This window comes from Nesterenkonia sandarakina (genome assembly GCF_013410215.1).
GTDB classification, from domain to species: Bacteria; Actinomycetota; Actinomycetes; order Actinomycetales; family Micrococcaceae; genus Nesterenkonia; species Nesterenkonia sandarakina.
Window position 1 is genome coordinate 477,213 of record NZ_JACCFQ010000001.1, and the last position, 19,713, is coordinate 496,925.

Sequence of the window (19,713 nt, forward strand, 5' to 3'; positions counted from 1 at the left end):
CGATCAAGTGGTTCCGATCAGCCGTTCAGGCTGCGGATCCTCCGAAGATGTCAATGTTGTAGCCCTCTTTGAGGGTGATGATCGCCCGCTTGGTGCCGGTGCGCGAGCCCCATCCGAACTTGGTGCGCTTGCGCTTGCCAGCCCGGTTGATGGTGTTGACCGAGTTCACACGCACGGAGAAGATCTTCTCCACGGCGTACTTGATCTCGGACTTCGTGGCCCGGGGGTCCACCAGGAAGGTGAACTTGCCCTCATCGATCAGGCTGTAGGACTTCTCCGAGACGACGGGTGCGATGACGACGTCGCGCGGGTCCTTGCTAGTCAGGACGCTCACTTGGTCTCCTCCTTCGCAGTGCCCTGGGCCAGGAAGGCGTCATAGCCGGCCTGCGTGAACACGATGTCATCGGAGACGATGACATCGTAGGTGTTCAGCTGATCGGCGTACAGGGTGTGGACGTGCGGCAGGTTGCGAGTCGAGAGCGCGGCGACGTCGTCGCTGCGGTCGATCACGACCAGCCAGTTGCGGTTCGCGCCGCCGAGACCGGCCAGCGCAGCCTTGGCCGCCTTGGTCGAGGCCTGGCCGGTGACCAGGGAGTCCACGACGACGATGCGGTCGTTGCGTGCCCGGTCCGAGAGGGCTCCGCGCAGGGCGGCGGCCTTCATCTTCTTGGGCGTGCGCTGGGAGTAGTCACGCGGAGTCGGGCCGTGGACGATGCCACCGCCGATCATGTGCGGACCGCGCATGGAACCCTGACGGGCACGGCCGGTGCCCTTCTGCCGGAACGGCTTGGCGCCGGTGCCGGAGACCTCTGAACGAGTCTTGGTCTTGTGGGTGCCCTGGCGTGCCGCAGCGCGCTGCGCGACGACCACCTGGTGGATCAGCGCGACATTGGTCTTGGCGTCGAATACCTCGGCGGGGAAGTCGACGGAAACCTTGTTAGCCATGTGGATCATGCTCCCTTCACTGCGGTGCGGACCAGGACGACCTGGCCGCGAGCACCCGGAAGGGCGCCCTTGATCAGCAGCAGGTTCTTCTCGGGGTCCACGGCGTGGACGGTCAGGTTATGGGTGGTCTGGCGGACGCCGCCCATCCGACCTGCCATGCGCAGACCCTTGAAGACGCGACCCGGGGTGGATGCGCCGCCGATGGAGCCTGGCTTGCGGTGGTTCTTGTGGGCACCGTGCGAGGCACCCACGCCGCCGAAGCCGTGACGCTTCATGACACCGGCAAAGCCCTTGCCCTTGGTCTTGCCGATGACATCGACCTTCTGGCCGGTCTCGAAAGACTCGACGGTGAGGTCCTGTCCGAGTTCGTAGGACCCGGAGTCACCGGTGCGGATCTCCACCACGTGGCGGCGCGGGGTCACGCCTGCCTTCTCGAAGTGACCTGCCAGCGGCTTGGTCACCTTGCGGGGATCGATGCGTCCGAAACCGATCTGGACGGAGTTGTAGCCGTCGCTGTCGGTGGTGCGGACCTGGGTCACGACGTTGGAGTCGGCCTGGACAACAGTGACTGGGATGAGAACGTTGTTCTCGTCCCAGACCTGGGTCATGCCGAGCTTCGTGCCCAGCAGTCCCTTGACGTTCAGTTCAACGCGGGAAATATTGGTCATAGTGTTCTCAGCACCTCCCTGCTAGAGCTTGATCTCGATATTGACGTCTGCAGGCAGGTCGAGTCGCATCAGGGAATCGACGGCCTTGGGCGTCGGATCCACGATGTCGATCAGGCGCTTGTGGGTGCGCATCTCGAAGTGCTCGCGAGAGTCCTTGTACTTATGGGGAGAACGGATCACGGCGTACACGTTCTTCTCGGTGGGCAGCGGCACTGGGCCGACAACCGTTGCACCAGCACGTGTGACCGTGTCGACGATCTTCCGGGCCGAGGTGTCGATGACTTCGTGGTCATACGACTTCAGCCGGATGCGGATTTTCTGTCCCGCCATGCGTTGAGCCTCTTTCTGGTGTTCTGACATTCGTCTTACGTCGCAGCCCAAGACCGGGACGGAGCCATGGGGCTCCCAGAGAGGCATTCAGCGCTGGCCCCTGGTGGGGCGCAGGCGGTACTGACCTTCTGCAGTTATGGGCTGCGCAGCCGCGACACGATCTGCTCGATCTCCCGAGCCTGACGATGAGGCAGCAGCTGCACGACCCGCTCAGTCCGAATCCGTGCCTGCGAATCCTGCATGACACAGGAGTCGACGGGTTCCTCGGGCTGACGGGCTACCGACCCCCGCGGTCGGGCGTGTCGCTTATATGAGCAGGATTCCTGCGCACAGCGAAACACATCGCGAGGTGTCGGATGGTAAGTTTCGGTATTCGCTCCACACGGTGGACCCGAGGGCACACCGGGGCATAGCGCCCGTGAGCAACCTGTCTATTCTCACACAGATCCCCGACCATGACAAACAGAAGACCCCGGTGGCCTCAGCCACCGGGGTCTTCTGTTCATCGCACTGCGCTGCGGGGCTTCTCAGCCCTGCGGCGCTGCTCTGAGGTTGGTGATTACTTCAGGATCTTCACAACTCGACCCGAACCAACGGTGCGTCCACCCTCGCGGATGGCGAAGCCGAGGCCGTCTTCCATCGCGATCTCCTGGATGAGCTCCACGGTCATCTCGGTGTTGTCTCCGGGCATGACCATCTCGGTGCCCTCGGGCAGCGAGATGACGCCGGTGACGTCGGTGGTCCGGAAGTAGAACTGCGGACGGTAGTTGGTGTAGAAGGGGTTGTGGCGACCGCCCTCATCCTTGGAGAGGATGTAGACGTTGGCCTCGAACTGGGTGTGCGGGGTGATGGAGCCGGGAGCTGCCACAACCTGGCCGCGCTCGACGTCATCGCGCTTGAGACCGCGCAGCAGCAGGCCACAGTTCTCGCCGGCCCATGCCTCGTCGAGCTGCTTGTGGAACATCTCGATGCCGGTCACCGTGGTCTTCTGCTTGGCACGGATGCCGAGGATCTCGACCTCGGAGTTGATCTTCAGCGTGCCGCGCTCGGCGCGACCGGTGACCACGGTGCCGCGACCGGTGATCGTGAAGACGTCCTCGATGGGCATCAGGAACGGCTTGTCCTTATCGCGCTCCGGCTCGGGGATGAAGCTGTCCACAGCCTCCATCAGGTCCTCGACGGTCTTGACCCACTCGGCGTCGCCCTCGAGAGCCTTGAGGCCCGAGGTGCGGATGACCGGTGCGTTGTCGCCGTCGTAGCCCTGGGAGTCGAGGAGCTCGCGCACCTCCATCTCGACCAGGTCCAGGAGCTCTTCGTCCTCGACCATGTCGGACTTGTTCAGTGCGACCAGCAGCGAGGGGACGCCGACCTGGCGTGCCAGCAGGACGTGCTCGCGGGTCTGTGCCATCGGGCCGTCGGTGGCGGCGACGACCAGGATCGCGCCGTCCATCTGGGCGGCACCGGTGATCATGTTCTTCACGTAGTCAGCGTGACCGGGGGCGTCCACGTGTGCATAGTGGCGCTTGTCGGTCTGGTACTCCACGTGGGAGACGTTGATCGTGATGCCGCGCTCGCGCTCCTCGGGAGCGTTGTCGATCGAGGCGAAGTCACGGCCCTGGTTGAGGTCCGGGAACTTGTCCGCCAGGACCTTGGAGATCGCGGCGGTCAGGGTGGTCTTGCCATGGTCGACGTGACCGATGGTGCCGATGTTAAGGTGCGGCTTGTTACGCTCGAACTTTGCCTTGGCCACAGGTTCCTCCTATAGAACTTGTTCAGGTAAGAAGACTTACTCCAGCCGCACTGTCAACGAGGCTGAAACTCATGCAAGTCTACTAATCGCTAGGTATTTGGTGAAATTCTCTGCAATGGTGCTGGGTGAGGAGCGGCGGAGGTCACTGGAGACCTCGCATCCTCGCGGCGCTGGGCCCGCCTGGGTCCGGCCGGCCCCGGGTCCGCCGCGCGGCGGCGACGAACCCGGGGAGCCGAAGCGGGATCAGGCGCCGCGGTTCTTCTCGATGATCTCTTCTGCCACGGCCTTCGGAACCTCCGCGTAGGAGTGGAAGGACATGGTGAAGACTGCGCGGCCCTGAGTGCGCGAGCGCAGCTCACCGATGTAGCCGAACATCTCCGAGAGCGGCACGAGTGCCTTGATGACCTTCACGCCCGCCGCGTCATCCATGGACTGGATCTGTCCGCGGCGGGAGTTCAGGTCGCCGATGACCTCGCCCATGTACTCCTCGGGAGTACGGACCTCGACCGACATCATCGGCTCGAGCAGCACCGGGCTGGCGCGGCGTGCGCCCTCCTTGAACACCTGGGAGCCTGCGAGCTTGAACGCCATCTCCGAGGAGTCCACGTCATGGTAGGCGCCGTCGACCAGTTCGGCCTTGACACCGACCATCGGGTAGCCGGCGAGCACGCCGAGCCCCATGGCGTCCTGGATGCCTGCATCCACCGAGGGGATGTACTCGCGGGGGATGCGGCCACCGGTCACCAGGTTGGCGAATTCGTACATCTCGCCGTCGGAGGTGTCCAGGGGCTCGAAGTTCATCAGCACCTTGGCGAACTGACCCGAACCACCGGTCTGCTTCTTGTGCGTGTAGTCGACCTTCTCCACACGCTTCTTGATGGTCTCGCGGTAGGCCACCTGGGGCTTGCCCACGTTGGCCTCGACGTTGAACTCACGCCGCATGCGGTCCACCAGGATGTCCAGGTGCAGCTCACCCATGCCGCCGATCTCGGTCTGGCCGGTCTCGTCGTTCTGGGTGACGGTGAAGGTCGGGTCCTCGGCGGCCAGCTTCTGGATCGCCGTGGAGAGCTTCTCCTGGTCGCTCTTGGACTTCGGCTCGATGGCCACGGAGATCACGGGCTCCGGGAAGGTCATCGACTCGAGCACGATCTGGTCGTTCGGGTCGCACAGGGTGTCACCGGTGGTGGTGTCCTTGAGTCCGATGACCGCGTAGATGTGCCCGGCCTGGATCTCGTCGACCGGGTTCTCCTTGTTGGCGTGCATCTGGAAGAGCTTGCCGATGCGCTCCTTCTTGCCCTTCGTGGAGTTCACGATCTGCGCACCCGCGGCGAGCTTGCCGGAGTAGACGCGGATGAAGGTGAGCTGCCCGAAGAACGGGTGGGAGGCGATCTTGAACGCCAGAGCGGAGAACGGCTCGTCCTTGCTCGGGCGACGAGTCAGGATCTCGTCTTCCTTGTTCGGCTTGTGACCTTCCATGGCCTCGACGTCTGCCGGGGTGGGCAGGTAATCGATGACCGCGTCGAGCATCGGCTGGACGCCGCGGTTCTTGAACGCGGAGCCACAGAAGACCGGGTAGGCGGCGGAGGCGACGGTGAGCTTGCGCACACCTTCCTTGAGCTCGTCGTTGGAGATCTCTTCGCCCTCGAGGTACTTGTTCATCAGCACGTCGTCGGCTTCCGCGACCTGCTCGATGAGCGTGTTGCGGTACTCCTCGGCCTGCTCCTGCATCTCCTCGGGGATCTCACGGGTCTCGTACTGAGCACCCATGGTCACATCGCCCTTGGCGTCGCCTGGCCAGACCAGCGCCTTCATCTGGAGCAGGTCCACAACACCGACGAACTCGCTCTCGGAGCCGATCGGCAGCTGCATCACCAGCGGGGTGGCACCGAGGCGGGACTTGATGGTGTCCACGGTGTAGTAGAAGTCAGCGCCGAGCTTGTCCATCTTGTTGACGAAGCAGATGCGCGGGACGTTGTACTTGTCGGCCTGGCGCCAGACAGTCTCGGACTGCGGCTCCACGCCCTCCTTGCCGTCGAAGACTGCGACGGCGCCGTCGAGGACGCGCAGCGCACGCTCCACCTCGACGGTGAAGTCGACGTGGCCGGGAGTGTCGATGATGTTGATCTGGTTGTCGCCCCAGAAGCAGGTCACCGCGGCGGAGGTGATCGTGATGCCGCGCTCTTTCTCCTGCTCCATCCAGTCCGTCGTGGACGCACCGTCGTGGGTTTCACCGATCTTGTGGTTCATACCGGTGTAGAACAGGATGCGTTCGGTTGCGGTGGTCTTACCGGCATCGATGTGGGCCATGATGCCGATGTTGCGGACCTTCTTGAGGTCAGTGAGCACGTCTTGTGCCACGGTGATTCCCCTTTTCTATTACCAGCGGTAGTGGGCGAAGGCCTTGTTGGACTCAGCCATCTTGTGAGTGTCCTCGCGGCGCTTCACAGCAGCACCGAGGCCGTTGGAGGCATCCAGGATCTCGTTCATCAGGCGATCCGTCATCGACTTCTCGCGGCGATCCTTGGAGTAGCCGACGAGCCAGCGCAGGGCCAGCGCGGTCGAGCGACCGGGCTTGACCTCGACCGGGACCTGGTAGGTCGCACCGCCGACGCGGCGGGAGCGGACCTCCAGGGCCGGGCGGACGTTGTCCATGGCCTTCTTCAGGATGGTCACGGAGTCCTCACCGGACTTCTTTGCGACACCATCGAGCGCGCCGTAGACGATGCGCTCTGCGGTGGACTTCTTGCCGTCGACCAGGACCTTGTTGATCAGCTGGGTGACCAGCGGGGATCCGTGGACCGGATCCTGGACGAGAGGGCGCTTGGGTGCGGGTCCCTTACGAGGCATTACTTCTTCTCCTTCTTCGCGCCGTAGCGGGAGCGAGCCTGACCGCGACCCTTGACACCCTGGGTGTCGAGGGCGCCGCGGACGATCTTGTAGCGGACGCCGGGAAGGTCCTTCACACGACCGCCGCGCACGAGCACGATGGAGTGCTCCTGCAGGTTGTGACCCTCGCCCGGGATGTAGGCGGTGACTTCGACGCCGCCGCCCAGGCGCACACGGGCGACCTTGCGCAGTGCGGAGTTCGGCTTCTTCGGGGTCGTGGTGTACACACGGGTGCACACGCCACGACGCATCGGGCTGCCCTGCAGGGCAGGGGTGTTGTTCTTGGTGCGCTTGGGATGACGCCCCTTGCGCACAAGCTGCTGGATAGTAGGCACTATGCGTTCTCCGTACGTGTAGTGAGGGAAGCAGAGCCTGAGGTCTGCCCGCGGTCGAGAGTTCTATACACTGTCCGCGGGCTCTGGTCCCCAGGCGTGCAAAAATGTGGCATGTGTTGCGCACCTTCCCCGCAACCCGGACCGAGTCCCTCTGCCACATCAGAAACAATCAGGTTAACACTACCAGGTGCACCCGCGGAGCGCGAACGCACCCCGGGACGCCGAAGAGGTCCGGGCGAGCATCGCTCCCCCGGACCTCTTCGTGAACCTCAGCCGCCGGACCCCGACCTGCGGATCCGTGCGACCTCAGATGTCAGCTGCGCTCAGCGGAAGTCGACATCGGTGTTGTAGTCGTCGAGCGGGATGGCATGGAACTCGCCGTCGCCCTCGGCTCCTGCGTAGTCGAAGCTCGAGCCGTAGAGGCTCGGGCCGGTGAACAGGCTGGCCTTGGCCTCCTCGGTCGGCTCCACCGTGGACTGGGTGTACCGGTCCAGACCGGTGCCGGCCGGGATCAGCTTGCCGATGATCACGTTCTCCTTCAGGCCCAGCAGCGGGTCGGACTTGCCTTCCATCGCCGCCTGGGTGAGCACCCGGGTGGTCTCCTGGAAGGAGGCCGCCGAGAGCCAGGAATCCGTGGCCAGCGAGGCCTTGGTGATGCCCATCAGCTCGTCGCGCCCCGAGGCCGGCTGCGCACCCTCGGCGACTGCCTTGCGGTTGGCCGCGGTGAAGCGGAACCGGTCGGCAAGCTCGCCCGGGAGCAGATCGGTGCCACCGGAGTCGATGACGGTGATCCGGCGCAGCATCTGCCGGACGATGACCTCCACGTGCTTGTCGTGGATGCCCACGCCCTGGGACTGGTAGACGTCCTGGACCTCGGAGACCAGGAACTTCTGCGCGGCGCGGGGGCCGAGCACACGAAGCACCTGCTTGGGATCCACGGCACCTGCGACCAGCTGCTGACCGACCTCGACGGCTTCACCGTCAGAGACCAGCAGACGCGCACGACGCAGGATCGGGTAGGCGTGCTCCTCGGACCCGTCATCCGGAGTCAGCACCAGGCGGAGCTGCTTCTCGGAATCGTCCAGGTGCACCCGACCAGCGACCTCCGCGATCGGCGCCACACCCTTGGGGGTGCGGGCCTCGAAGAGCTCCTGGATACGGGGCAGACCCTGGGTGATGTCGTCCGCGGAGGCGATGCCGCCGGTGTGGAAGGTACGCATGGTCAGCTGGGTGCCCGGCTCACCGATGGACTGTGCGGCGATGATGCCCACCGCCTCACCGATGTCCACGGTCTGCCCGGTGGCCAGCGAGCGTCCGTAGCAGCGAGTACAGGTACCCACGGCGGACTCACAGGTGAGCACCGAGCGGATCTTGATCTCGCTGATCCCGGCGGCGAAGAGCTCATCGATCAGCACGTCCCCGACGTCGGAGCCTGCCTCTGCGAGCAGGTTGCCCTTGGCGTCGCTGACGTCGACGGCGAGCGTCCGCGCATAGGCGGAGTTCTCGACCTCTTCATGCAGCTTCAGCTCACCGGAGTCATCGGCCACCGCGATGGTGACGGTCAGCCCGCGGGAGGTCCCGCAGTCCGCTTCACGCACGATGACGTCCTGCGAGACATCGACCAGACGACGGGTCAGGTAACCCGAGTTCGCCGTCTTCAACGCCGTGTCCGCCAGGCCCTTGCGGGCGCCGTGGGTGGCGATGAAGTACTCCAGGACCGAGAGGCCCTCCCGGTAGGAGGACTTGATCGGACGCGGGATGATCTCACCCTTCGGGTTGGTCACCAGACCACGGATGCCCGCGATCTGCCGGACCTGAAGCCAGTTGCCTCGGGCACCGGAGGTGACCATCCGGTTGATGTTGTTGTGCTCATCCATGCCGGCCTGCATCGCTGCGGCCACCTCGTCGGTGGCCTTGGTCCAGATCTCGACCAGCTCGGAGTGGCGCTCGTCGTCGCCGATCAGACCCATGTCGTACTGGGACTGGACCTTCGCGGCCTGGTCCTCGTAGACGTCCATGATCTTCTTCTTGTCCATGTTCGAGGTCACGTCGGAGATCGCGACGGTGACACCCGAACGGGTGGACCAGTAGAAGCCGGCGTCCTTGAGGTTGTCCAGGGTGCGCGCGGTGACGATGTTCGGGTAGCGCTCGGCCAGATCGTTGATCAGGGTCGAGAGCTGGCCCTTGTCCGCCACCGAGTCCTGCCAGGGGTAGCCCTCCGGCAGCAGCTGGTTGAAGAGCACCTTGCCCATCGTGGTGGTCAGCGTGGCCGGAGTGCCCGGCTCCCAGCCCTCAGGGGCCGGGACCGCCGCCGAAGGGGTATAGCCCTCCACGGTGATCTTCACGGGCGCGTTGATGTGCAGCTCCCGCAGGTCAAAGGCCATCTGAGCCTCACCGATGGAGGAGAAGGCACGGCCTGCGCCGGTCTCGTCCTCGCGCTGAGTGGTCAGGTGATGCAGACCGATGATCATGTCCTGCGAGGGCAGCGCCACCGGGCGTCCGTCCGAGGGCTTCAGGATGTTGTTCGAGGAGAGCATCAGGATGCGCGCCTCGGCCTGGGCCTCGGGTGAGAGCGGGAGGTGGACTGCCATCTGGTCGCCGTCGAAGTCGGCGTTGAACGCCGAGCAGACCAGCGGGTGCAGCTGCAGCGCCTTGCCCTCCACCAGCTGCGGCTCGAAGGCCTGGATGCCCAGACGGTGCAGGGTGGGTGCGCGGTTGAGCAGCACCGGGTGCTCGGTGATGATCTCTTCGAGAACATCCCACACCTGGGGACGCTGCCGCTCCACCATGCGCTTGGCCGACTTGATGTTCTGCGCGTGGTTCAGATCCACCAGGCGCTTCATCACGAAGGGCTTGAACAGCTCCAGCGCCATCTGCTTGGGCAGACCACACTGGTGCAGCTGCAGCTGCGGGCCCACCACGATGACCGAACGGCCCGAGTAGTCCACGCGCTTGCCCAGCAGGTTCTGCCGGAAGCGTCCCTGCTTGCCCTTGAGCATGTCAGAGAGCGACTTCAGCGGACGGTTGCCCGGTCCGGTGACCGGACGACCGCGACGACCGTTGTCGAAGAGCGAGTCCACGGACTCCTGGAGCATCCGCTTCTCGTTGTTCACGATGATCTCGGGCGCACCGAGATCCAGCAGACGCTTCAGACGGTTGTTGCGGTTGATCACGCGACGGTAGAGATCGTTCAGATCCGAGGTCGCGAAGCGACCGCCGTCGAGCTGGACCATGGGCCGGATCTCCGGTGGGATCACCGGGACGGCCTCCAGGACCATGCCGCGCGGAGAGGTGCCGGTGGAGAGGAACGCGTTGAGCACCTTCAGCCGCTTCAGAGCACGCGTCTTGCGCTGGCCCTTGCCGGTGGCGATGATCTCGCGCAGTCGCTCTGCCTCGGCCTCCATGTCGTAGCTGGCCAGGCGACGCTGGATCGCCTCGGCCCCCATGGCGCCTTCGAAGTACTGGCCGTACCGGGTGCGCATCTCGCGGAAGAGCGCCTCATCGCCCTCGAGGTCGGAGACCTTGAGGTTCTTGAAGCGATCCCAGACCCGCTCGAGCTGCTCGATCTCGGCGTCGGCGCGCTTGCGCACCTGTGACATCTGCTTATCAGAGGTGTCACGTGCCTTCTTCTTCTCGGCAGCCTTGGCGCCCTCGCCCTCCAGTCGCTCGAGGTCACCCTCGAGGTCCTTGGAGATCGCGGCGATGTCGGCGTCGCGCTGATCTGCCAGGTGCTTGAGCTCCTGGTCGATCTCGGCCTGCAGGTTCGGCAGGTCGTCATGGCGACGGTCGGTGTCGACCTCGGTGATCATGTAGGCGGCGAAGTAGATGACCTTCTCGAGGTCCTTCGGCGCCAGGTCGAGCAGGTAGCCCAAGCGCGAGGGAACGCCCTTGAAGTACCAGATGTGGGTCACCGGCGCGGCGAGCTGGATGTGGCCCATCCGCTCGCGACGCACCTTGGCCCGGGTCACCTCGACGCCGCAGCGCTCACAGATGATGCCCTTGAAGCGCACGCGCTTGTACTTCCCGCAGTAGCACTCCCAATCCCGGGAGGGTCCGAAGATCTTCTCGCAGAAGAGTCCGTCCTTCTCGGGCTTCAGGGTGCGGTAGTTGATGGTCTCAGGCTTCTTGACCTCACCATAGGACCAACCACGGATTTCGTCACCGGTGGCAAGCCCGATACGCATTGTGCCGAATGAGGATTCTTGGGACATAGTCCGGTATCTCTCTTTTCTCTAAAGATTCGTGACGGAGTGAAGGTGCATCGGTGAGGTCCTCAGACCTCTTCGACCGAGCTGGGCTCTGCGCGGGAGAGGTCGATGCCAAGCTCCTCCGCAGCGCTGAACCCGGTTTCCTCCGAGTCACGCATCTCGACCTTGCTGCCGTCTGCGGAGAGGACCTCCACGTTGAGGCAGAGCGACTGCATCTCCTTGATGAGCACCTTGAACGATTCCGGAACGCCGGGCTCCGGGATGTTCTCGCCCTTCACGATGGCCTCGTAGACCTTCACACGACCGTGGATGTCATCGGACTTGATCGTCAGCAGCTCCTGCAGCGTGTAGGCGGAGCCGTAGGCCTCCAGGGCCCAGACCTCCATCTCACCGAAGCGCTGACCGCCGAACTGCGCCTTGCCGCCCAGCGGCTGCTGGGTGATCATCGAGTACGGTCCGGTGGAGCGGGCGTGGATCTTGTCGTCGACCAGGTGGTGCAGCTTCAGGATGTACATGTAGCCCACTGCCACACCCTCGGGGAACGGCTCGCCGGAGCGGCCGTCGAAGAGCTGCGCCTTGCCGTTGGCGCCCACCAGCTGCTCGCCGTCGCGTGACGGGTTCACAGACTCCAGGATTCCGGTGAGCTCGGCCGGCTCGGCGCCGTCGAACACCGGGGTGGAGACCTTGGTGGGTCCGGTCTCACGGGGCAGGTTCGGCAGCTTCTGGATCCACTCGGGCTCGCCCTCGATCTTCCAGCCCTGCTTGGCGGCCCATCCGAGGTGGACCTCCATGACCTGACCGATGTTCATACGGCCCGGCACGCCCAGCGGGTTCAGCACGATGTCCACCGGGGTGCCGTCGGGCAGGAAGGGCATGTCCTCCACAGGAAGGATCCTGGAGATGACGCCCTTGTTGCCGTGGCGCCCGGCGAGCTTGTCGCCGTCGGTGATCTTGCGCTTCTGCGCCACGTAGACGCGCACCAGCTGGTTCACGCCCGGGGGCAGATCGTCGCCGTCCTCCGCGTCGAAGATCCGGACACCGATCACGGTGCCGGACTCGCCGTGGGGCACCTTCAGCGAGGTGTCGCGGACTTCGCGGGACTTCTCCCCGAAGATCGCGCGCAGCAGCCGCTCCTCAGGGGTCAGCTCGGTCTCGCCCTTGGGCGTGACGCGACCGACCAGGATGTCGCCTGCCGAGACCTCGGCGCCGATGTGGATGATGCCGCGCTCGTCGAGCTGGGCGAGCATCTCCTCGGAGACGTTGGGGATGTCACGAGTGACCTCCTCGGCACCGAGCTTGGTGTCGCGAGCGTCGACCTCGTGCTCCTCGATGTGGATCGAGGTGAGCACATCGTCCTGGATCATCCGCTGCGAGAGGATGATCGCGTCCTCGAAGTTGTGACCCTCCCAGGACATGAACGCCACCAGCAGGTTCTTGCCCAGGGCGAGCTCGCCGGCCTCGGTAGAGGGTCCGTCGGCGATGATCGACTGGCGCTCCAGGCGATCTCCCTCGGAGACCCGCACCCGCTGGTTGTAGGCGTTGCCCTGGTTCGAGCGCTGGAACTTCATGATCGGGTAATGGATCTGAGTGCCGTCGTCGTTGAGCACGGTGACCATGTCGGCGGCCACACGGGTGACCACGCCGGGCTTCTCGGCGGTGACCGAGTCTCCGGCGTCGATGGCGGCGAACTTCTCCATGCCGGTGCCCACCAGCGGGGACTCCGACTCCAGCAGCGGCACAGCCTGACGCTGCATGTTCGCGCCCATGAGTGCACGGTTGGCGTCGTCGTGCTCCAGGAACGGGATCAGGGCGGTGGCCACAGACACCATCTGGCGCGGCGAGACGTCCATGTAGTCGATCTCTTCGGGAACGGTCAGCACGGGCTCGCCCTGCTCACCGGTGCCATCGGCACGACCACGGCAGAGCACGGTGGCCTCGGTGAAGGTCCCGTCCTCGTTCAGCGGCGCGTTGGCCTGAGCGATCTGGGAGATCAGCTCGTCATCGGCGGTGAGGTACTCGATCTGGTCGGTGACCACACCGCCCACGACCTTGCGGTACGGGGTCTCGATGAAGCCGAACGCGTTGATCCGTCCGTAGGTGGCCAGCGAGCCGATCAGGCCGATGTTCGGGCCTTCCGGGGTCTCGATGGGGCACATGCGGCCGTAGTGCGAGGGGTGGACGTCACGGACCTCCATGCCGGCGCGGTCACGGGAGAGACCGCCCGGGCCCAGCGCGGAGAGGCGACGCTTATGCGTCAGTCCGGCCAGCGGGTTGTTCTGATCCATGAACTGCGAGAGCTGCGAGGTGCCGAAGAACTCCTTGATGGAGGCGACGACGGGGCGGATGTTGATCAGCGTCTGCGGCGTGATGGCCTCGACGTCCTGAGTCGTCATCCGCTCGCGGACCACACGCTCCATGCGGGACAGGCCGGTGCGGACCTGGTTCTCGATGAGCTCCCCGACCGCGCGGATGCGTCGGTTGCCGAAGTGGTCGATGTCGTCCACGGTGATGTGGACGTCGATCTCTTCAGCGTCGCGGATCCCCTTGATGGTCTCCTTGCCGGCGTGCAGCGCGGCGAGGTAGTGGATCATCGCGACGATGTCGGCCTCGCTGAGCACCGAGGCGTCGGCGTCGGTGAAGGCCTTGTCCACGCCGAGCTTGCGGTTGAGCTTATAGCGGCCCACCTTGGCGAGGTCGTAGCGCTTGGGCGTGAAGTAGAGCCCGCGCAGCAGCGACTCGGCGGCCTCCACGGTCGGCGGCTCGCCCGGGCGCAGCTTGCGGTAGATGTCGATCAGCGCATCGGCCTGGGTCTCGAAGGCGTCCTTCTCCATGGTGGCGCGGATCGAGTCATACTCGCCGAACTCTTCCAGGATCCGGGACTCGGTCCAGCCCAGCGCCTTCAGCAGCGCGGTCACCGGCTGCTTGCGACGACGATCCAGACGCACGCCGACCTGATCGCGCTTGTCGATCTCGAGCTCGAACCAGGCCCCGCGGGAGGGGATGACCTTCGCCGTGTAGATGTCCTTGTCGCTGGTCTTGTCCGGGGTGCGCTCGAAGTAGGCTCCCGGGGAGCGGACCAGCTGGGAGACGACGACACGCTCGGTGCCGTTGATGATGAACGTGCCGCGATCGGTCATGAGCGGGAAATCGCCCATGAACACGGTCTGCTGCTTGATCTCACCGGTGTTGTGGTTCATGAACTCGGCCTTGACGTACAGCGGAGCGGAATACGTGGTGTCCCGCTCCTTGCACTCGGCGACCGGCATCTTGGGGTCGGCGAACTCGGGATCGGAGAAGCTCAGGGACATGGTGCCCTGGAAGTCCTCGATCGGTGACATCTCTTCGAAGATGTCGGAGAGTCCGGAGGTTTCGGAAACGCCCTTGATGCCCTTCTGCCGGGCCTCCTCGACCCGAGCAGCCCAGCTGTCGTTGCCGATCAGGCGGTCGAAGGAGTCGATCTGCAGAGCCAGCAGCTCCGGAACATCGAGGGGTTCGTGAATCTTTGCGAATGAGAGTCGGCCTGCGTATTCAGCAGTGCGGGCCGAGGCAGCGGTTTGCGTCGTTGAGGTGCTCGAGGCGACCAAGTTGGATCCTTCCACAGACCTTCGTAGCTTCCGTAGGAATCACGCATAAATTCAACTGCCCACCGCTATTTGAAGGCACTGATGTAGAGAAGATGCGCAAAGGTACAGAGTAGACCATGAAGGCAGCCCAGGGCAAGAGAAAGCCGCTGGGGCGAAAGACGCGAGGGCTGAGCCTGGCGCCGAACGGGAAGGCCGGCGGAGAGTGAAGATGGGCCTCCGGGCTTTCTGGGCAGTAACTGTACCAGCCTGCACCGCCGGGCGTGCGGTGCGACACATCCACGGCGCGCCCAGGTCGGTGAGGGATCAGACGATCCTGCGCCGCTCCGCCCAGCGGGTGAGCTCATGGCGTGAGGAGAGCTGGAGCTTGCGCAGCACCTTCGAGACGTGGGTCTCCACGGTCTTGATCGAGAGGAACAGCTCGCTCGCGATCTCCCGGTATGTGTAGCCGCGGGCGATCAGCCGCATCACCTCCACCTCGCGTGCGGAGAGCCGGTCGAGCTCCTCGTCGCGGACATCGGCGACGCCGGCGGTGCCGAAGGCATCCAGCACGAATCCCGCCAGCCGCGGAGAGAAGACCGCATCTCCGGTGGCCACGCTCTCCACCGCTGCGGCGAGCTCGGTGGTGGAGATGGTCTTGGTGACATAGCCGCGCGCCCCGGCGCGGATCACCGAGACCACGTCCTCGGCCTGGTCCGAGACGCTGATCGCCAGGAAGCGCACCTGGGGCAGATCCCGGCAGGCACGCACGACCTCGGCCCCTCCCCCGCCGGTCCCGCCCGGGAGGTGGACATCGAGGAGCACCACCTCTGGCAGCGCGGCGCGGACGGCGGCGATCGCGGAGTCGACGTCGTGCCCCTCCCCGACGACCTGGACCCGTCCGGACATCTCGGACTTCAGTCCGGCACGGAAGATGCCGTGGTCATCGATGATCACCACCCGGCGCAGCGCGGGCGCCTCCGTGGCGCCTGCCAGCTCAGCCATGGGTCTCCTCTCGCTGGGCCGTCGGTTCCACCGGCGTCTCCGGTCCGCCCGCCACAGCCACGGGCATCCGCAGCTGGACCTCGGTGCCGGTCTCACCCGAGCGGATCCGTACCGAACCCCCGGCGCGCTGCATCCGTCCGATGATCGATTCGCGCACTCCCAGCCGGTCGGACTCGATCCCCGAAGGGTCGAATCCGGCCCCGCGGTCACGGATGAACACCGCGTCCTCGGCGGGAGTGGACTCCAGGTACACCGAGGCCGGTCCGGCGTGCTTGAGCGCGTTGACGATGCCTTCCCGTGCCGCCGCGACCAGGACCCGGTGGTCGCTGCGCCGTGACTCGCCGACTGCGATCAGCTCCACCGGGTCGTGGTGCAGCTCCTCCAGCTCGGCGGCGACGCTGCTCAGCTGCTCCTTCAGGGTTCCGGTCTCGGGGCTGTCCCGGGAGTACAGCCAGCCGCGCAGCTGCCGCTCCTGCCGTCTCGCCAGCCGCTCCACAGCGGCAGGATCATGGCGGTGCTTCTGGATCATGGCCAGCGTCTGGAGCACGGAATCGTGCAGGTGGGCGGCGATGTCCGCGCGCTCGGCCTCGGCGGCGGCACGGGCGCGTTCGCTGTTGGAGGTGCGGTAGAGCCGGATCAGCCAGGGAGCGGTCACCAGGGCGACGCCGGCGAGCAGCATCGCGGCCACCATCAGGCCCAGCAGCAGGTCAGCGGCGGGCAGGAAGCCACCGGCCAGCAGCAGCAGGGCGAGGATCACTAACAGCGCACCGATGGAGAACTGCCAGAGGATCGCCTGCCGGGAGCGCGCGGTCGGCGCGTGCAGATCGGGATCCTGATCCCCGGTGCGCGGCCCGATGGCGTCGACCTGGGACCAGGCGAGCAGCACCCCGACGCCGAGGATCAGCGGGGGCCCGATGAGCCACCAGTTGATCTGGGCACCCAGCAGCTGCAGCGCGATCAGACCGGCGCCGCCGAGCAGCGCTCCGCCCAGCAGCACCTGCGGCGAGCTGGTCAGCGAGTGCAGGAGTTCGCGTCCCCGGGCACTCCAGTACTGGACAGGCTCCGCCCCAGGGTCGATGCCGCTGGCGGCGCTGCCCCAGGACCTGGTGCTCGCTGCGCCCTGGGAGGTGTCACCCTCGACGGCCGGTCCGCTGAGCCCTCGGGCCGCGGCATCGGGGCGCGGCTCGTCCTCCCGGGGGACGAAGATCCAGAGCCAGCAGTAGAGCAGCAGACCGATCCCGCCGGCGATGCTGAGTCCGATCATCACGGTGCGCACCGAGGTCACCGAGACACCCAGATGCCGGGACAGGCCCAGGCACACCCCTGCCAGGGGGGTCTGCGCGGCGCGCAGCAGAGGGAGCCGCTGCGGGCCTGCGCGCTTCGACGCCGGGGGCGGCGGGCTGGCGCTGTCCATATCTTCCATACTGCCACGCCACCCGGCGCACTTCGATGGCTCAAGCCCCATATCCGGGGCGCTGGAGCCAGGATTCAGGGTTCAATCAGGGTGCCCCCTCATGGCGGGGACCGGCGGGTCCGGCGGAGACTGGAGGCATGGACAATCAGAAGCCTGAGACAGGCCGCCGCTTCTTCGACTGGATGCGCACCACAGGACTCACCCGTCCCGAGGAAGGCTGGCTCGGAGGGATCTTTGCAGGAATCTCACTGAAGGTGGGATGGGACGCCGCCCTGGTGCGCGGGCTCGGCGTCGTCGCGTTCATCATCTTCTTCTCCCCCGCGGCTCTGCTCTACGGGCTGGCCTGGATGTTCGTCCCGGACCGGGCGGGCAGGATCCATGCCCAGGAGGCGGTGCGCGGGGACTACACCTCGGGCTTCATCGGCGGCGCGGTGCTCGCGGTGATCGGTGCGCTGAACATCTTCACCCCGGTCAGCGTCGCGGGTCCGCTCGCGGTGCTGCTGAACCTGGTCATCCTGGCAGCCGTGGCCTGGCTGGTCTACGTGATGGTCCGCAATCACCGACGCAACTCCGGCGCCGCGCAGACCCCGGGATCCGGGCCGGCCGGTGCCGATGGAGGGTCCACACCGGGCCGCTTCGGCACCTCGGGGCAGGACGCGCCGGGAAAAGCTGAGGCCGGGAGCTCGAAGCCGCCGCGCGCGGACGGGAAACCGGCCTGGTACCCCAAGGAGGAGTCGCAGGCTCCCAGCCCGGCTCCAGGCTCGACGGCGCAGGCCTCCGCCGCCGGCACCGCCGGTGGTCACCCCTCCCCCGCTGTCACCCCGGCGAGCTCGGTGTCCACCAGGAGCCGTGAGTCCCGCCCGCAGGACTCACCCCGCGAACGGGCCGCCCGACGGCGTCGTCGTCAGCTCAGCTGGGGGCTGGGGATGCTGGCGGTGCCGGTCATCGTGGGCCTCGCCTGGCTGGGCGGGACCCTCGGGCTCTCCACCATCACGGTGGCCCTGGCGGCCACCGCCGGGCTGGTGCTGATCCTGGGGCTGACACACTTCACCGCGGCGCTTCAGGGCCGGCACGGGACCCCCGGGCTGCTCGGGCTGAGCACCGCCGTGATGCTCGTGCTCTTCGCGGGTCAGTCGGCTTCCGGATTCGGCGGCGGCGCGAACCACGTGTTCGGTGACTACAGCACCTCGGAGTCTCAGGTGCAGAGCGTCTTCTCCAACACCACGGTGGACCTGCGCGAGCTTCCCGCGCAGGACGGCCCGGCCGATCCGAGCGTCTGGGACGCCCAGGTGAACCAGGCCTTCTCCAATGCCACCGTGATCGTCCCGGATGAGACGCGGGTGATCGTCAGCAACGGCCAGGCGTTGAGCAACCTGGAGATCCTCACCCAGGATGAGCGCCTCGAGCGCTCCGGGATCTCCGGCGATGATGTGGTCATCGGCCCTGAGGAGTCCCAGGACGAGATCCACCTGGAGCTGAACTCCGCCTTCGGGAACACCACGATCTATGACTCCACCACCTATGAGCAGGAAGAAGCTGAGCTGTGATGAACCCGGAACGCCCAGAACCCGAGGCCGGCACCCACCCCACCAGGCCGCTTCCGGCCGAGCCCGCCGACGTCGACGAGCTGCTGGCGGAGTCGCTGCGCGCCCAGAGCGAGCGCGACTTCACCTGGAAGGAGCCCGAGCGCGGCCCCCGCTGGTTCGAGCGCGCCGAGCAGCAGGCGGCGCTGAGCGCAGCCGCCGCTGCGTCGAGCCACTCGGTGGCGGTGCCCGAGCCGCAGTCCCCGCCGGCGGGGAGATCTGGCCGCGCGGGTTCCCGATCCGGCGGCGGACCGCGCATCGCCGGGGTGATCTACGCGGCCATCGCCATGGCGCTGGCGCTCTGGGTGCTCGCGAGCATGGTGCTCGGCATCTACATCGACTGGCTGATCGTGGCGCTCGGGGTGTTCGCCCTGGCCGGACTGGCGCTCGTGGTGACCGGGCTGATGCCCAAGCCCGGCACGCGACTCTGACCCGCCAGCCAGAGATCCCCCAGACGCAGATCCCCCCCCCCGAGACAGAGAGATCTTCAGACGCAGAGAGATCCCGATACACAGAGAGAGATCCCCCGGGAGGAAGCCTTCCGGGGGATCTCTCTATGCAGTCAAGACTGCCTGGCAGCGGCTGAAGCCGCACCGATCACTTGAGGGTGACGGTGGCGCCTGCGCCTTCCAGTGTCTCCTTGGCCTTGTCGGCGGTTGCCTTGTCGACACCCTCCAGGACGGCCTTGGGTGCGCTGTCGACCAGGTCCTTGGCTTCCTTCAGACCCAGGGAGGTCAGACCGCGCACCTCCTTGATGACGCCGATCTTCTTCTCGCCTGCGGACTCCAGGACGACGTCGAACTCGGTCTGCTCTTCGGCTTCCTCAGCTGCGCCGGCTGCCGGAGCAGCTGCTGCTGCCACGGGGGCAGCTGCGGTGACGTCGAAGGTCTCCTCGAAGACCTTGACGAACTCGGAGAGCTCGATCAGGGACATGTCCTTGAACTGTTCGATCAGTTCTTCGTTGCTCATCTTCGCCATGGGGGCGCTCCTTCTCAATGTTTAGGGGGTGTTGCTTGCGGATCAATGCTG

The 19,713-nt window shown here is 65.9% G+C and carries 15 protein-coding genes; 2 read left to right on the forward strand and 13 right to left on the reverse strand.

Annotated features, from left to right (window positions below):
* Positions 1-25 precede the first annotated feature (25 nt).
* The 12 genes from rplW to HNR11_RS02275 all read right to left on the reverse strand — a co-directional run bounded on the left by rplW (position 26) and on the right by HNR11_RS02275 (position 17,101).
* A complete protein-coding gene (gene rplW, locus HNR11_RS02220) occupies positions 26-334 on the reverse strand; it encodes a 50S ribosomal protein L23 (RefSeq protein ID WP_058887531.1) in 309 nt (102 codons plus the stop codon).
* Positions 331-945 (reverse strand): 50S ribosomal protein L4, encoded by a 615-nt coding sequence (gene rplD, locus HNR11_RS02225; RefSeq protein WP_179440947.1) that lies wholly within the window; start codon positions 943-945, stop codon positions 331-333. The genes rplW and rplD overlap by 4 nt, the downstream gene beginning before the upstream one ends.
* A gap of 5 nt (positions 946-950) precedes the next feature.
* Positions 951-1,613, reverse strand: coding sequence for a 50S ribosomal protein L3 (rplC, locus tag HNR11_RS02230; RefSeq protein ID WP_058887532.1), 663 nt, complete (start codon positions 1,611-1,613; stop codon positions 951-953).
* A gap of 21 nt (positions 1,614-1,634) precedes the next feature.
* Complete coding sequence (gene rpsJ, locus HNR11_RS02235; protein WP_022871716.1) at positions 1,635-1,943, reverse strand: 30S ribosomal protein S10; 309 nt, start codon at positions 1,941-1,943, stop codon at positions 1,635-1,637.
* A 559-nt stretch (positions 1,944-2,502) separates the two neighbouring features.
* Positions 2,503-3,693 carry an elongation factor Tu gene (tuf, locus tag HNR11_RS02240; RefSeq protein WP_179440949.1) on the reverse strand — a complete coding sequence of 397 codons (1,191 nt, stop codon included), beginning with the start codon at positions 3,691-3,693 and terminating at the stop codon, positions 2,503-2,505.
* Positions 3,694-3,936: 243 nt separating this feature from the next.
* On the reverse strand, positions 3,937-6,051 hold the full coding sequence (fusA, locus tag HNR11_RS02245; protein WP_179440951.1) for an elongation factor G: 2,115 nt from the start codon (positions 6,049-6,051) through the stop codon (positions 3,937-3,939).
* Positions 6,052-6,069: 18 nt separating this feature from the next.
* Entirely contained in the window at positions 6,070-6,540 is a 471-nt protein-coding gene (gene rpsG / locus HNR11_RS02250) for a 30S ribosomal protein S7 (protein ID WP_058887535.1), read from the reverse strand.
* On the reverse strand, positions 6,540-6,914 hold the full coding sequence (rpsL, locus tag HNR11_RS02255) for a 30S ribosomal protein S12 (RefSeq protein WP_036473238.1): 375 nt from the start codon (positions 6,912-6,914) through the stop codon (positions 6,540-6,542). The genes rpsG and rpsL overlap by 1 nt, the downstream gene beginning before the upstream one ends.
* Before the next feature lie 323 nt (positions 6,915-7,237).
* A complete protein-coding gene (locus HNR11_RS02260) occupies positions 7,238-11,125 on the reverse strand; it encodes a DNA-directed RNA polymerase subunit beta' (RefSeq protein WP_179440953.1) in 3,888 nt (1,295 codons plus the stop codon).
* A 62-nt stretch (positions 11,126-11,187) separates the two neighbouring features.
* Positions 11,188-14,706, reverse strand: coding sequence for a DNA-directed RNA polymerase subunit beta (gene rpoB, locus HNR11_RS02265; RefSeq protein WP_179440955.1), 3,519 nt, complete (start codon positions 14,704-14,706; stop codon positions 11,188-11,190).
* 303 nt (positions 14,707-15,009) lie between these two features.
* A complete protein-coding gene (locus tag HNR11_RS02270; protein WP_058887538.1) occupies positions 15,010-15,687 on the reverse strand; it encodes a LuxR C-terminal-related transcriptional regulator in 678 nt (225 codons plus the stop codon).
* Positions 15,680-17,101, reverse strand: coding sequence for an ATP-binding protein (locus tag HNR11_RS02275; RefSeq protein ID WP_179440957.1), 1,422 nt, complete (start codon positions 17,099-17,101; stop codon positions 15,680-15,682). Before HNR11_RS02275 ends, HNR11_RS02270 begins: the two co-directional genes overlap by 8 nt.
* A 137-nt stretch (positions 17,102-17,238) precedes the next feature.
* Between HNR11_RS02275 and HNR11_RS02280 the strand changes: the two genes are divergently transcribed.
* Both HNR11_RS02280 and HNR11_RS02285 read left to right on the forward strand, forming a co-directional pair.
* Positions 17,239-18,648 carry a PspC domain-containing protein gene (locus tag HNR11_RS02280; protein ID WP_179440959.1) on the forward strand — a complete coding sequence of 470 codons (1,410 nt, stop codon included), beginning with the start codon at positions 17,239-17,241 and terminating at the stop codon, positions 18,646-18,648.
* Complete coding sequence (locus tag HNR11_RS02285; protein WP_179440961.1) at positions 18,648-19,115, forward strand: hypothetical protein; 468 nt, start codon at positions 18,648-18,650, stop codon at positions 19,113-19,115. The genes HNR11_RS02280 and HNR11_RS02285 overlap by 1 nt, the downstream gene beginning before the upstream one ends.
* 166 nt (positions 19,116-19,281) lie before the next feature.
* On the opposite strand, the gene rplL is transcribed toward HNR11_RS02285, so the two are convergent.
* The gene (rplL, locus tag HNR11_RS02290; protein WP_058887542.1) at positions 19,282-19,662 is read right to left on the reverse strand and encodes a 50S ribosomal protein L7/L12; all 381 of its coding nucleotides are present in this window, start codon (positions 19,660-19,662) and stop codon (positions 19,282-19,284) included.
* Positions 19,663-19,713 lie beyond the last annotated feature (51 nt).

Coding starts and splice junctions, on each gene's coding strand:
- rplD (WP_179440947.1), bottom strand. CDS start 945: ATGGCTAACAAGGTTTCCGTCGACTTCCCCGCCGAGGTATTCGACGCC.
- rpsJ (WP_022871716.1), bottom strand. CDS start 1,943: ATGGCGGGACAGAAAATCCGCATCCGGCTGAAGTCGTATGACCACGAA.
- HNR11_RS02280 (WP_179440959.1), top strand. CDS start 17,239: ATGGACAATCAGAAGCCTGAGACAGGCCGCCGCTTCTTCGACTGGATG.
- HNR11_RS02270 (WP_058887538.1), bottom strand. CDS start 15,687: ATGGCTGAGCTGGCAGGCGCCACGGAGGCGCCCGCGCTGCGCCGGGTG.
- HNR11_RS02285 (WP_179440961.1), top strand. CDS start 18,648: ATGAACCCGGAACGCCCAGAACCCGAGGCCGGCACCCACCCCACCAGG.
- HNR11_RS02275 (WP_179440957.1), bottom strand. CDS start 17,101: ATGGACAGCGCCAGCCCGCCGCCCCCGGCGTCGAAGCGCGCAGGCCCG.
- rplL (WP_058887542.1), bottom strand. CDS start 19,662: ATGGCGAAGATGAGCAACGAAGAACTGATCGAACAGTTCAAGGACATG.
- HNR11_RS02260 (WP_179440953.1), bottom strand. CDS start 11,125: ATGTCCCAAGAATCCTCATTCGGCACAATGCGTATCGGGCTTGCCACC.
- rpsG (WP_058887535.1), bottom strand. CDS start 6,540: ATGCCTCGTAAGGGACCCGCACCCAAGCGCCCTCTCGTCCAGGATCCG.
- rplC (WP_058887532.1), bottom strand. CDS start 1,613: ATGACCAATATTTCCCGCGTTGAACTGAACGTCAAGGGACTGCTGGGC.